General features: G+C 57.3%; 11 protein-coding genes. 5 read left to right on the top strand and 6 right to left on the bottom strand.

Features of this window, described 5'->3' with window-relative positions; genetic code table 11:
• Nucleotides 1-306: 306 nt before the first annotated feature.
• The 3 genes from AC6BYQ_RS03770 (at nucleotide 307) to umuC (ending at nucleotide 3,256) form a co-directional block, all read left to right on the top strand.
• A complete protein-coding gene (locus tag AC6BYQ_RS03770) occupies nucleotides 307-594 on the top strand; it encodes a hypothetical protein (protein WP_311272010.1) in 288 nt (95 codons plus the stop codon).
• Between the two features lie 777 nt (nucleotides 595-1,371).
• On the top strand, nucleotides 1,372-2,094 hold the full coding sequence (locus AC6BYQ_RS03765) for an IS6 family transposase (RefSeq protein WP_498056314.1): 723 nt from the start codon (nucleotides 1,372-1,374) through the stop codon (nucleotides 2,092-2,094).
• A gap of 13 nt (nucleotides 2,095-2,107) precedes the next feature.
• Nucleotides 2,108-3,256 (top strand): translesion error-prone DNA polymerase V subunit UmuC, encoded by a 1,149-nt coding sequence (gene umuC, locus AC6BYQ_RS03760; RefSeq protein WP_498056313.1) that lies wholly within the window; start codon nucleotides 2,108-2,110, stop codon nucleotides 3,254-3,256.
• Between the two features lie 27 nt (nucleotides 3,257-3,283).
• Here the strand turns inward: umuC and aceE are convergent, their stop codons facing one another.
• A complete protein-coding gene (gene aceE, locus AC6BYQ_RS03755; RefSeq protein ID WP_498056312.1) occupies nucleotides 3,284-5,959 on the bottom strand; it encodes a pyruvate dehydrogenase (acetyl-transferring), homodimeric type in 2,676 nt (891 codons plus the stop codon).
• 154 nt (nucleotides 5,960-6,113) lie between these two features.
• Here aceE and AC6BYQ_RS03750 point away from each other — a divergent pair, with 154 nt between their 5' ends.
• Nucleotides 6,114-6,551 carry a MarR family winged helix-turn-helix transcriptional regulator gene (locus AC6BYQ_RS03750; RefSeq protein WP_015378305.1) on the top strand — a complete coding sequence of 146 codons (438 nt, stop codon included), beginning with the start codon at nucleotides 6,114-6,116 and terminating at the stop codon, nucleotides 6,549-6,551.
• Here the strand turns inward: AC6BYQ_RS03750 and AC6BYQ_RS03745 are convergent, their stop codons facing one another.
• Entirely contained in the window at nucleotides 6,552-7,631 is a 1,080-nt protein-coding gene (locus AC6BYQ_RS03745; RefSeq protein WP_498056311.1) for a transketolase-like TK C-terminal-containing protein, read from the bottom strand.
• Nucleotides 7,632-7,936: 305 nt separating this feature from the next.
• Between AC6BYQ_RS03745 and AC6BYQ_RS03740 the strand changes: the two genes are divergently transcribed.
• On the top strand, nucleotides 7,937-9,286 hold the full coding sequence (locus AC6BYQ_RS03740) for a colicin-like pore-forming protein (protein ID WP_498056310.1): 1,350 nt from the start codon (nucleotides 7,937-7,939) through the stop codon (nucleotides 9,284-9,286).
• Between the two features lie 52 nt (nucleotides 9,287-9,338).
• Here the strand turns inward: AC6BYQ_RS03740 and AC6BYQ_RS03735 are convergent, their stop codons facing one another.
• The 4 genes from AC6BYQ_RS03735 to AC6BYQ_RS03720 form a co-directional block, all read right to left on the bottom strand.
• Nucleotides 9,339-9,755 carry an RbsD/FucU domain-containing protein gene (locus AC6BYQ_RS03735; protein WP_498056309.1) on the bottom strand — a complete coding sequence of 139 codons (417 nt, stop codon included), beginning with the start codon at nucleotides 9,753-9,755 and terminating at the stop codon, nucleotides 9,339-9,341.
• Between the two features lie 49 nt (nucleotides 9,756-9,804).
• On the bottom strand, nucleotides 9,805-10,569 hold the full coding sequence (locus AC6BYQ_RS03730) for an SDR family NAD(P)-dependent oxidoreductase (RefSeq protein WP_498056308.1): 765 nt from the start codon (nucleotides 10,567-10,569) through the stop codon (nucleotides 9,805-9,807).
• 21 nt (nucleotides 10,570-10,590) lie between these two features.
• Nucleotides 10,591-11,826: an MFS transporter gene (locus tag AC6BYQ_RS03725; protein ID WP_498056307.1), complete on the bottom strand. Its 1,236-nt coding sequence runs from the start codon at nucleotides 11,824-11,826 to the stop codon at nucleotides 10,591-10,593.
• Nucleotides 11,827-12,094: 268 nt separating this feature from the next.
• The gene (locus AC6BYQ_RS03720) at nucleotides 12,095-13,129 is read right to left on the bottom strand and encodes a LacI family DNA-binding transcriptional regulator (protein WP_498056306.1); all 1,035 of its coding nucleotides are present in this window, start codon (nucleotides 13,127-13,129) and stop codon (nucleotides 12,095-12,097) included.
• Nucleotides 13,130-13,278 lie beyond the last annotated feature (149 nt).

Genomic DNA, 13,278 nt, shown 5'->3' with positions numbered 1-13,278 from the left:
GAAGATAATAAATAAGAACTCTCTCGCATAAGGTGGCACCAGAAGACATTTTATGGTGCTACCTTGTTGGCACAGTATAGTGCCCCAAGCTAGCAGATAATGTCAATATCGCTCCTAAACCACCATCAGATTCCCCCGTTCCACCCAACATGCTATTTCCTGATGACTACATCACTGAAAAGTATTATCAACATATTGATTACTGAGTTTTTTAAATAGTGAATAAAAGCTTGTCAACAATAAAAAATATCCTATATTTAAAGGTGTAAGCAATATTCTTTCCTAAACACTCAAAGAGATATTATTATGGATGCTAACACTATTGTAAATCTTGTAATTGGTGGTGTCATTGGCTGGTTATCAGGTTACTTGCCATTTGTCAAAAAAATTGGTGCAGATAATATAACAAGAACGATTACCAATATTATTTGTGGGGTGATTGGTGGTGGTGCGGGTGCAGCAGCTGTGGATGGAATTTTTGAGAACGCAGGAACTCTCTCTCTAGTAAATCTGCCCAGTTTGATTGGCGCCGTAGTGGGCTCAGGCCTACTATCAACAATATCATCGATAATTGTTAGTAAAATTAAAGGTTGATTATTGGGGGGGATATACCTGTGGGCCCCCCCCCAAAAGGCTGAGAGATCCCAAGTAAACAGTGTTAATAGATCAGCAACAAGATCATATGCATGCCGATGAAGGCCAAAATGACCTTATCATGCAATTCAATAGACTATAATAATTAGATTTTGTACGGCCCAGGCGCCTTATACGAGTTTGTAACGTCAGGTTAGAATCATTAGCGAAAAACTAAGTAATTGAAGTTGTGTTTATTAATATAGTAAAACCACGTTAGTTGACGTCTAACGTGGTTTTTGTTTAACTGGCATTTAAATTACATTGTATAAGCTGGTCTTTTTGAGAGTGTACAATTGAAATACAATGATTTTTTCGATTTTATTGTTATCATGATAATTGTTATTCTATTATCAATTTCTTTTGCATTGGCCTTTACTCTCTGGGTTTTATCATAGTTGGAGAAGCGATTAGAAAAACCTCCTCCGGCTCTTATTCTGCCTTGGCACCGGATGTCTATCAGGCCGTTATCGATAGGCTACATGCGGCACTGAATAAAAGTTAATCCAAGAATCCAGTGTTAATCACTGCCATTGATGTACGACGTTTTTTACGTAAATTCGTGGAGCGTGAATTCCCAGCTTTACAGGTGCTATCTTTCTTGGAGATTGGTGAAGATACTGAACTTCGTGTAATCGGTAATATAGACCTAATTGGAAGGGAGTTAACATCATGGGCTCTGTCGCATTAAGGCGTCGTCAGATAACATGCTGTTTTTTTTAATGATGTTACCTGTCCATGTCTTTGATCCGAAATGCCTTCCAGCGACTGCATTATCCCGTCGATATCATCGCGCAATGTGTGCGCTGGTATCTGGCCTATGCCCTTAGCCTGCGTAATCTGGAGGAAATGATGGCTGAACGTGGTATTTTTGTTGACCACTCTACGCTTTATTGCTGGGTCATCCGCCTGGTACCGTCACTGGATAAAGCCTTTCGACGGCGTAAACGCTTCGTGGGTCGCCGATGGCGAATGGATGAGACCTACATCAAAGTCAAAGGTCAGTGGAAATATCTCTACCGCGCGGTGGATACTTCGGGGCAGACCATCGACTTCATGCTGGCCGCCAAACGGGACGCTGTGGCTGCATTACGCTTCTTTCGCAAAGCCATTAGACACCAGGGCAGACCTGAGAGAGTGACCATTGATAAAAGTGGCGCCAACACGGCAGCGCTGACGACACTCAATGCCGACAACCCCGCAGAGGAAACCATTAACGTCAGGCAGAATAAGTATCTGAATAATCTGATTGAGCAAGATCACCGGAATATCAAACGTCGGATACGGTCCATGCTGGGGTTCAAACCATTTCGGCGGGCACAAACGCTTCTGGCTGGCATCGAGCTGCTCCACATGATACGCAAAGGGCAGTTTCAGTATCCAGCCGGCAACGGATTGTCACCCGCAGAACAATTCTATCTGTTGGCTGCCGTAAAAAAACGGCAGCGCGATTTCTGCTGACCTGTCGTCGTTAATGCGAAGCCCTTTATCAAGTCTAATTTTCTGGAAAAGATCTTCTTACTATGGACAGTCGACATCGAAGTTTGAATATTGGAATGCTCTGATTTGGAGTCATGTCCATGGTAGAGCTTCTTTCCTTTACATCGACGAAGCCTTTCTGCGGCTGGACGGCGTGGCGCACTGCGAGGCGCTGGAACTGTTCGGTCATCGGGTGCGCGATCGCATCCGGCGCGAGCTGCATTTGACGGTCGGGGTCGGCATTGCACCGAGTAAAACGCTGGCCAAGTTAGCTAACTTTGCCTCCAAGAAATGGCGGGGGACCGGCGGCGTGGTGGACTTGTCCGATCCGGCGCGCCAGCGCAAGCTGCTGGCGTTAATCCCGGTGGAGGAGGTGTGGGGCGTGGGCCGCCGCCTGACCCGTCAGCTGCAGGCGATGGGCATTCACACCGCGCTGCAGCTGGCGGACTGCGATACCCGGCTGGCGCGTAAAACCTTCAGCGTGGTGCTGGAGCGCACGATACGAGAGCTGCGCGGCGAGTCATGCCTGCAATGGGAGGATGAAGCGGCGGCCAAAGAGCAGATCATCTGTTCCCGTTCGTTCGGCCAGCGCCTGACGCATTACCCGCACATGCGCGAGGCGATCTGCAGCTACGCCGAACGCGCCGCCGAGAAGCTGCGGCAGGAAAAGCGCTACTGTCGCAATGTGTCGGTGTTTATCAAAACCAGCCCGCATTCGGCGGGCGAAGGGTATTACAGCAATATGGGCACCGCCCGGCTGCAAACGCCGAGCAACGACAGCCGTGACATTATCGCCATGGCGGTGCGTGCGCTGGAGAGCATCTGGCTGGAAGGGCGACGCTACTTGAAGGGCGGCGTGGTGCTGGGGGATTTCAGCGCCGCCGCCATGGCGCAGATCGACCTGTTCGACGACTGTCCGCCGCGCCGCAACGGCAGTCAGCTGATGGCGACCATCGATCGTCTGAATCAGGAGGGGCGCGGGCGTGTGTGGTTCGCCGGGCAGGGGATCGTCAAGCCGTGGCAAATGAAGCGCGAAATGCTGTCGCCGGCTTACACCACCCGGCTGGCGGATATCCCGCTGGTGCGGCTGGGGGAGCGGGAGCCGCGTGATGCCGAGCCGAAGGCGGAAAAACGCCGCGGGTGACAGCCGGCGGCGTGGGTAGGCTATGCGTTACTTCACCGCTGCCGGATCCGGCTTATCGGGGGCGATGCCATACAGCACCATGGCGCGGTTGACCTCGCTGCGGGCGATACGGCCTTCGTCAGCCAGCAGTTTCAACGCGGCGAGCGCGATGAAATGGCGGTTGACCTCGAAGAACTCACGTAGCGCCTCGCGGGTGTCCGAGCGGCCAAAGCCATCGGTGCCCAAGGTGATAAAGGCGCGGTCCGGCAAGAACGGTTTGATCTGATCGCCGACGATCTTCATATAGTCCGTCGCCACCACCACCGGGCCAGGATGCGCCGCCAGCAGACTCTGTATATAAGGGACTTTCGGCGGGTCTTCCGGGTGCAGCAGGTTCCAGCGTTCGGCCGCCATGCCGTTACGGCGCAGTTCGCTCAGGCTGGTGGCACTCCAGATATCGCTGGCGACGCCAAAGTCCTCGGCCAACAGCGCCGCCGCCGCCAGCGCCTCGCGCATGATGGCGCCGCTGGCGACCAGCTGAGCGCGCGGGCTCTCTTGGTTTGCCGTTTCGTTCTGTTTGAGCAAATAGGCGCCCTGGATAATCCCGTCCTCCACGCCCGCCGGCATCGGCGGCTGCGGGTATCCTTCGTTGAGCAAGGTGATGTAGTAGTAAATATCCTCTTGTTCAACGAACATCCTGCGCATGCCGCTCTGAACGATCACTGCGAGTTCATAGGCATAGGTCGGATCGTAGGAGACGCAGCTGGGAATGACGGAAGACAGCACGTGGCTGTGGCCGTCGTCATGCTGCAAGCCTTCGCCCATCAGGGTGGTTCTGCCGGAGGTGGCGCCGAGCAGGAAGCCCTTGGTGCGCGCGTCTGCCGCTGCCCAGGCGAGATCGCCCACCCGCTGCAGCCCGAACATGGAGTAAAAGATATAGAACGGGATTGTCGCGACATCGTGGTTGCTGTAGGCGGTGCCGGCGGCGATCCAGGTCGATATCGCGCCGGATTCGTTGATGCCTTCCTGCAAAATCTGGCCGTCTTTGGCCTCTTTGTAGTAGCTGAGCTGCCCGGCGTCTTGCGGGGTATACAGCTGGCCGAGCCAGGAATGGATGCCAATCTGGCGGAACAGGCCTTCCATGCCGAACGTGCGCGATTCGTCCGGCACGATGGGCACAATCAGTTTGCCGATGTTGGCGTCTTTGAGCAGCGTGCCGAGGATATTGACGAAAGCCATGGTGGTCGACATGTTGCGTTCGCCGCTGCCCTTCAGCAGGCCGTCGAAGCGCAATAGTTCCGGTATCGCCAGCGGAGCGGATTGGCCGAAGCGGGCAGGGATGTAGCCGCCCAGCGCAGTGCGCGTCGCGGTGATGTACTTCGCCGCTGCGCTGTCGGGTTCAGGCTTCAGGTAAGGGATCTCTGCCAGTTGGGCGTCGGAGATTGTCAGCCCTAAACGGTCGCGGAAGGCTTTCACCGCATCCTGGCTCATTTTTTTCAGCTGGTGGTTGATGTTCTGCCCTTCACCGGCTTCCCCCATGCCAAACCCTTTGACGGTTTTGGCCAGCACCACCGTCGGTCTGCCCGTGGTATGCACCGCCTGATGGTAGGCGGCGTACACCTTTTGCGGATCGTGGCCGCCACGGTGCAGCGCCCAGATCTCATCGTCGCTCAGGTCGGCGACCAGCTCGAGCAATTCCGGGTACTTGCCGAAGAAATGCTCCCGCACATAGGCGCCGCTTTGCGATTTGAAGGTCTGGTAATCGCCGTCGACGCACTCCATCATCCGCTGCATCAGCAGTCCGGAGCGGTCTTTTTGCAGCAGTTTGTCCCAGCCGCTGCCCCAGATCACCTTGATTACCTGCCAGCCGGCGGCTTTGAAGGTACCCTCCAGTTCCTGAATGATCTTGCCGTTGCCGCGCACGGGGCCATCCAGCCGCTGCAGGTTACAGTTCACGACGAAGATCAGGTTATCGAGTTTTTCTCGCCCGCCCAGCGCAATCGCCGCCAGCGATTCCGGTTGATCCATCTCGCCGTCGCCGAGGAACGCCCACACCTTTCTTCCCTGGTGAGGTTTCAGCTCGCGGTATTCCAGATAACGCATGTAGCGCGCCTGGTAGGCGGCGGTCAGCGGCCCCAGCCCCATCGAAACGGTGGGATATTGCCAGAAATCCGGCATCAGCCGCGGGTGCGGGTAGGAGGAGAGGCCACGGTGCGCGGATTCGCGACGAAAGTTGTCGAGCAGCTCCTCGTCGATGCGGCCTTCGAGATAGGCACGGCCATAAATACCGGGGGCGGAGTGGCCCTGGATATACACCATGTCGCCGGCGAAATCATCGGTGCGCCCACGGAAGAAGTGCATGAATCCCACATCGTAAAGCACTGCGGCCGACTGGTAGGTGGCGATATGCCCGCCAACGTTGGAATGTTTGCCGGCGCGCAGCACCATCGCCATGGCGTTCCAGCGAATAAACGCATTGATGCGCGCTTCAGCGGCCAGATCGCCGGGATACGTCGGCTGCTTATAAGCCGGAATGGTGTTCACGTAGGGCGTGGTGACCAGGCTGAAGAAATCGCCGTGTTTTCGCTGATCGGCTTCGGCCATTTTCTCCAGTAAAAAATGCGCGCGCTCACGGCCATCGATATCGGTGACGCCTTCAAATGCCTCAAGCCATTCAGCCGTCTCTTGCGGGTCAAGATCTGCTTTAACCACGGGTTGGTTCATAAAAGCTCCAAATGTACTTACCTGATAAGGCGCTGAGCGATACAGGGGTTTATTGAATTGCAAGTGCAAGAGTTGCAAATGCAATAATGGCGAAAGCCACTCTATCCCTTTACAATTGCAATTGCAACTCACCGCTTTTGACGAGAAAAATGACATGACAGATAAACAACCCGACCTGTGGTTCTCCTTTGTGCGCGCGCATCGGGCGATGATCAGAAAGATAGAGGCGAAGTTGTCGGAGGCGGGGCTGCCGGTTTACGCCTGGTATGACGTGTTATGGGGATTGGAAAGCGGGGAAAACGGCACACGCCGCATGCATGAGCTGGCGGACGTGTTGGTGATTGAGCGTTACAACCTGACCCGCCTGATGGATCGCCTGGAAAAAGAGCGGCTGGTCACGCGTTTTCGATCGGATGACGATCGCCGGGCCTCCTTCGCGACTATCACCGAGGAAGGCAAGGCCCTGCGGAAAAAGATGTGGGAGATCTACCGCACGGTGGTCAACACCCATTTTCTCAACCAGTTCAGCGAAGAAGAGATCGCACGCTTCTCCGACGCGTTGGACAACGCGATGCAGCTGGCCAGAGAGTGATCAGGCAGCGGGTGTGATGTGCAGAACGCGCAGCGCATCGGCGATCAGCGCCGAAGGGATTTTCTGCTCGTCGGCCAGCAGTTTGAGGGCGCAGAGCGCAATCCATTCCGCCTGCGGGTAGTGGATTTCGCCGCGCACCCGTGAATCTGAGCCCACCGCGGCAAAGCGTGCGGGAATGAATCGCTTGAGCTGATTGGCAATCAGGTGCGAGTAGTCGGTGACGGCGACGACGGGGGCATTCCCGGCACCCAGGCACGTTTTCAGATGGCATTTGCCGCCGCTGTCCTGGCGCTGCATGTCGGCGAGTTCGGCGTCCTGCGCCAACCGCGTGTAGCTGGGGCAGCTCCAGATTTCAGACGCAATCCCCCAGTTTTTCAATACCTCGGCCGCCTGCTGAACGCGGGCGAGCGCACGGCCGGCGCCGCACAGACGAACCTGCAACGGTGAGTCTGCCGCGGTGGCGACGCGATACATTCCCCTGAACGCCTGTTCTGCGACAAACGGCTCCCCTGAAGAGAGGGGGCCATTGTCTGCGTTGGTCGCGAGATACACCATCTTTCTCGTTCCCTCCAGATAGAGCGCGCGCAGGGCGTGATGGAGTATCGCGCCGGTTTCTCTGGCATTGGCCGGATCGAAAGGCAACCAGCCCGGCATGGCCGTGAGCTGAAGCGGGAACCAGGCCTGAACGCCTTTCGGCAAATCGGCACTGCCGGTATCTGCATCGCTGATGAAAATCCCCTTGCGATTGGTTTCCGGCTCAAGCCCGCGGAGCATGTCCACCGAGGGCGTGTTGACGAAGTAAAACAGCGGCTTCTCATAACGCTCTGATTGATGGCTAAACCAGAGCGGCCAGGCGGTGGCGTAGCGGGAAATCGGCGGCTCGGCGCGCCTTCTGCCGTCGATAAGCCAGATGTCGCCGCTGGCGTTGAGTTCGCCCAGAGTTTGCGCCGTCCAGGCGCTGGCAGAAGGGCGCGAAGCGCCGGCTTTTTGGCTGGCGGAGGTCATCTTGCGGATACAGGCTTCGGCCAGGGTTTGGGTTCTGGCCGAGGCGGCGGGCAGTGTTATACGTTGAGGCGACATGCGGAGCATTCTCTTTAAGTTGCAAGTGCGATGATTGTAATTGCAATTCATGGTATGTGCCAATGACTTCTGAACAGGTCGCAGCCATCCAGGTGTGTCCCGCGGCGATATATTCAGGTTCTGCAGACGCGATCCTATTTGTTTCACCGACCAGACAGCCGCCATCCGTTGTCCTTATTTCTGCAGTTTTTTATAAATGACGGGCAGCTAAAAACGGTTTGCCGATAGGGATAATGCGCGTGTCAATCCGCGTTAAACGAGAATATCGGCATCTTAAAAATAAAACGAAATAAGGATGAAAGCATATGCCTGGATTTAATTATGGCGGTAAAGGAGATGGGACTAACTGGAGTTCTGAACGCGGTACGGGCCCTGAGCCAGGGGGCGGCGATAAAGGCCATTCCGGCGATCGCGATCGCGGCGGCGCCGGCGTTGGCAACAGCCCGGAACAGCAACAGATAGCGGCGATCCAAAACGATCCGGCGCTGCGCATGAAGCTGGAGGCGGTGATTAAGGCGGCGCGCAGAATTAACCCGGATGCGAAATTGCATATTGAAAGCGTCAGCCCATCCGGCACGCTGAGCCTTTCCGCCACCGGTTTGACGGCCGAGCAGGCGAAGCACATTGGCCTGGGGGGGCTGGTGATGGGGGTCAACGCCAAGGGGGTGACAGTGGCGATCGGGGATATCGAAACCGGCCATGCGCGCAAGCCCTCAGCTCCTGGCAAAGGCGGCAACAATGGCCTGAATGCCGGGCAGATCGGCGCCTCTTCGTTAGGCAGTTTCGTGACAGACTCGCATCGCGATCGGCTCGTCAGCGGCTGGCATGGCAACGGCAAAACCGGCGAATTCTCGACGACCCGCACGACCGGGAGTTACTACGGTTTTCATCATTTGAAGGTGGAAAAGCAAGACGGAGTGGCGACCTACAACCTCTACTATAAGGCCAATAAGAACCGGCCCGCGTTTATCGCCGTGGTGAGAGGGGATAACCTGAATGCCATGGAGGTGAAATATGCCAACGGCAAACCGGTAAAATCGCCCGGCTCGGTAAAAACGATCGTTAAGGAATTCGTCGAATATCAAAATGCGGAATTAAAAGCCATCAAGGATGGCGTCAGCCTGGCCGCAGGTATCAATAAAGATATCGCGGAAAAGATAGGCGCGAAATACGCCAAACTCGCCAAGGATTTGGAGGCGGGAATACAAGGAAAATATATCCGCAACGTGCAGGATGCGGAGAAAACCTACGAGCAATTGACGAAGGGCCTGAACAAAAAACTCAAGGCGCAGGACAAAGCGGCGATTGTCACCTGGCTGAAAATGATCGATGCGGAACAGTATGCCCGCAATGCGCGGGTATTGGGCAAGGTCTTCACCGGGGTGGATTGGGCGATCAAAGGCGCGGATCTGGTAAACGCCGCGATTGAAGGTTTCTCAACGGGCAACTGGAAAGCGTTCCGCAACCAGCTCGAAGCGCTCGGGTTGTCGATCGGCGCAGGGTATACGCTTTCCGCTATCGCCGCGTTTTTCGCGCCGACGCTGGTGTCGTCGACGGTGGGCATTTTCGCCTTCGCTTACCTGTTTGGCTGGGCCACCAGCTATATCGATGCGGAACGTGCGGGGGAGCTGGAGAAGTGGGTCGCTGACCTGTAACGGCATGAGGGGGCTGGCCCCCTCATTTTACCCCTCACACCCTCTACCTCTTTCACACCACCGGCGCCACTGTCAGCAGCAGATTGGCGAAACGGCGCTGTTCGCCGGAGGCGATCACCAGCAGCGTTCGATCCGATTTGACCGCGGCGTAAAACGCCTCGCGCGGCAGGTGTTCGACCGGGCAATGTGCCGGCAGCAGCTGCCGGTATTCGGCTTCGATGGTGTTGGTGAAGTCCGGCGGGCAGGCCATCAGCGCCGCGCTTTCCACGTTGATGCAGGCCAGCAGTTTTTCCAGGATTGGCGGGGCGGCGAGCGTGCCGGGCGCCAGGTTCAGATAGACCACGGTGGCGTCTTTCGGCGCGTGGGTCACGCAGGCGTAGTTGCCGTCGGCGATCAACACCTGGGTTTTATGCCCGCATTGCGCCAGTGCGGCGAGCAGCGACGGGTGAGTGATGACGGATTTGAGCATAAAGCGATTCCTGAATGGGCGGGCGGCAAGCGCGCCGCCCGCAGCTGAATTACATGCGGTAGATGCCGCCGTTGATGTCGAGAGTCGCGCCGGAGATGAAGCCGTCGTATTCCGCCGCCAGGAAGGCGATGGCGCGCGCTACATCGTCCGGTGTGCCTGCGCGGCCCAGCGGGATGGCGCGAACGGTTTCCTCCGCCGATGCCTGGGTGGTGTGGCGATTGTGGAAACGGGTGCCGAGGATCAGGCCGGGCGCCACCGCATTCACCCGGATGCCGTACTCGCCCAGCTCCGCCGCCAGCGAGCGCGTCCAGGTGAGCACCGCGCCCTTGGTGGCGGAATAGGCCAGCGAGCCCGAGTGCCCGCCGGTGCGGCCGGCCAGCGAGGCCAGGTTGACGATGCTGGCGCCGTCAGGCGCCGCTTTCAGATGCGGCAGCGCGCTCTGGGTCACGTTCAGCATGGTGGTCATGTTCACGTCGATCACGGTTTGCCAAAAGGCGCGGTCGATCTCGCCCAGCCATTTGCGCCCGACGATGCCGCCGACGTTATTGATCAGAATATCGATGCCGCCGAGCAACTCGGCGCCGGCCGAGACGCAGCGCAGCGTTTCGTCGGTATCGATGAGATCGGCGTAGCCGTAGGCGGCCTTTTGCCCCAATGAATGGGCCAGCGCCACCAGCGCTTTGGGGCCGCTTTCGTCGCTGTGATAGTGAAAATAGATGTCGCAACCGGCCTTGATCAGCCGCTCCGCGGTGGCGCGGCCGATGCCCTGTTCCGCCCCGGTGATAAAGACCTTTTTGCCCGCAAGATCGCCCATGATTGACTCCTTATTGGTTCGTTAAGAATTGATGACGCCTTCACGCTGTTTGGCGCAGTAGAAAATGCAGATCAACCCGGTGGCCAGCAGGCACGAGGCCAGGAAAAACAGCCCCGGCGCGCTGCTGCCGGTCAGATCGTTCAGCACGCCCACCGCATAGGGAGCGACGAAACCGCCGATATTGCCGATGCAGCTCACCACCGCCAGCCCGGCTGCTGCGGCCGCGCCGGTGGAAATGTTGGCGGGCATGGATAGGAACGGCGGCACGGCGGTATAGATGCCGATGGCGGCGATGCACAGGAATGACAGCGCGACGAACGGGTCGTATTTAAAAAATGTCACCGCGCCCATCAGGCCAATGGCGGCGATCACCATGCTGAGGCCGGCGAATACGCCGAGTTTTTTGGTTTTGCTGGCCCACAGGCTCCACGGATAGACCAGCAGCGCGGCCAGGCCGTAGGGAATGAGCGCCAGCAGGCTGACGCGGAAGATATCGCCGCCGGAAATGGCGCCGATGATGGACGGCAGCCAGGTGCCGAAGCCGTAAATGCCGCACACCATGCCGAAGTTGAGCAGCGCATAGAGCAGGTATTTTTTGTTTTTAATTCCTTTCAGGAAGTCGCCCAGCGTGATTTTGGAGCCGGATTTGGAACGGCCGGCGTTGCTCATCAGCCAGGCTTTTTCTTCTACGTTCAGATAGCCGACGTCTTTGGGCGAATTCTTGATCAGGAACGGAATCAGCAGGCCGATGACGATCGGCGGCAGCCCTTCGAGAATGAACAGCAGTTGCCAGGGGGCGAACCCGAACCAATCGTGCTGAATATTGAGAATAAAGCCGGAAATCGGCGAGCCGACGGCGTTGGACAGCGGCTGAACGATAATGAACATGCCGAGAATTTTGGTGCGGTATTTTTCCGGGAAGAACACCGTGAAATAATATACCACCGAGGGAAAGAAACCGGCTTCGCACACGCCCAGCATAAAACGGCAGATATACAGTTCCAGCGGCGTGCGCACAAAGCCGAGCAGGGTCGCGAAGATGCCCCAGGAAATTAATATTCTGGCGAACCAGATGCGCGGGCCGAATTTAATGGTGCCGGCATTGCTGGGTATCTCAAACAGGAAATAACCGATAAAGAAAATTCCGGAGGCGAAGCCGAAGGCCGAGGCGGTCAGGCCCAGATTGTCTTCCAGCGCTTTGGCAGCGTAGGCCATGTTATTGCGATCGAGAAAGGCCAGGAAATACAATAAGATCATGAGAGGCACAATATGCAGCGTCAATTTCCTGATAGCGCTGCGCTCAATATCCTGCGGTATTGTTTTCTTCATCATGGTTTTTCCACGTGGTTAATCGGAATAATAGCGCCCCGGCCCAAAGCAATGAGCGGAGGGATGAATAACGACGTTGCGTGTATAACAGCGTCGCGCCGTTTATTTATTGCGACGACTCTATTTCTCTGATTTTGGCTGTGCCGAGCCGGACGATGCCGGCTGCACATCGTCTGGGAAAGGCGTGTTTACTCTATTAACCGACGGTTTTGACCGAGCGCCGGCTAATAACCGTCGGCGGGAAGAGAAACTCACCGGGCGGTTGCGAATCATGGTTGATGCGGCCGATCAGGCGTTCGACCATCAGTTGCGCCATCTCCGCCAGCGGCGGGCCAATCGACGTCAACCCCGGCTCGGCCAGGCCGGCGAGCGCGATATTGTCGATGCCGATCACCGAGATGTCTGCGGGCACCTGGACGCCGGCGGCGCGCAGGCCCACCATCAGCCCGATGCCCAGCGCGTCGTTAATCGCCACGATGCCGTCCGGGCGCGGCACCAACGCGAGCACGCGCGGCGCCAGCGTCAATCCCAGTTCGAACATCTCCGTATCGCCGTAGGCGCTGGTGGCCTTGCCTTCGATCACCCGCTGCCGTTCGTTCAAAGCATGCTGGCCCAGCGCGCTGAGGAAACCGTCTATTTTGTGGCTGCGCCCCACGGTCAGCGTCGCCTCGGTGGCGAACACGATATGCCGGCAGCCGCGCTCGAGCAGGTGCTGCGCGGCCAGGCGCCCGGCGGCGATATTGTCCATCGACACGCTGTCGAATAGCCGGCTATCGGCAGCCATCGGCTCGGCGAATGGGCTGTCGTAGCTGACGATCTTCATGCCTCGCTCGGCGGCCCGGACAAAATGGGTCTGGCGAATGTCGCTCGCCGCCACGATGATGCCGCGCACGCCGTGCAGGAACATATCGTCGATAAATGAGGCCTCCTCCTGCTCCTGGCGGTAGGCGTTACCCAGCAGAACGCGGTAGCGATGAGTGCGCGCCGCGCCGTCGACGGCGTGCGCCAGCGCCGAAAAGCTCGGGTTGACGATCGACGGCAGCAGCAGGCCGATAATTTTCGCCTGCGGTGCGGGCGCCGCTCGGGCTGGCCGATAACCCAGGGTCTCCATTGCCCGTTCGATGCGTTCACGGGTCTGCGCGCTCATCTGGTGGCTGCGGTTATTCAGCAGGTTCGACACGCTGCTGATGGACACGCCGGCCAACCGTGCGACATCGCGAATATTTGCCATTTGCCGATACCATGCTGCCTGCCGTTAGCCAGCAATCTATAAGGGAAGCCAGGTACAGGCAAGCCGCAACCGGCGTGCCGCGTGCATGGGATCGCGCATTTGTGAGAGTCGTCAGGCGGCTGCCGTGTTGTTTACTAAACAACAACGGG

The organism is Serratia sp. LTN-2, assembly GCF_059740205.1.
This window is presented reverse-complemented; position numbering and strand designations above follow the sequence as displayed.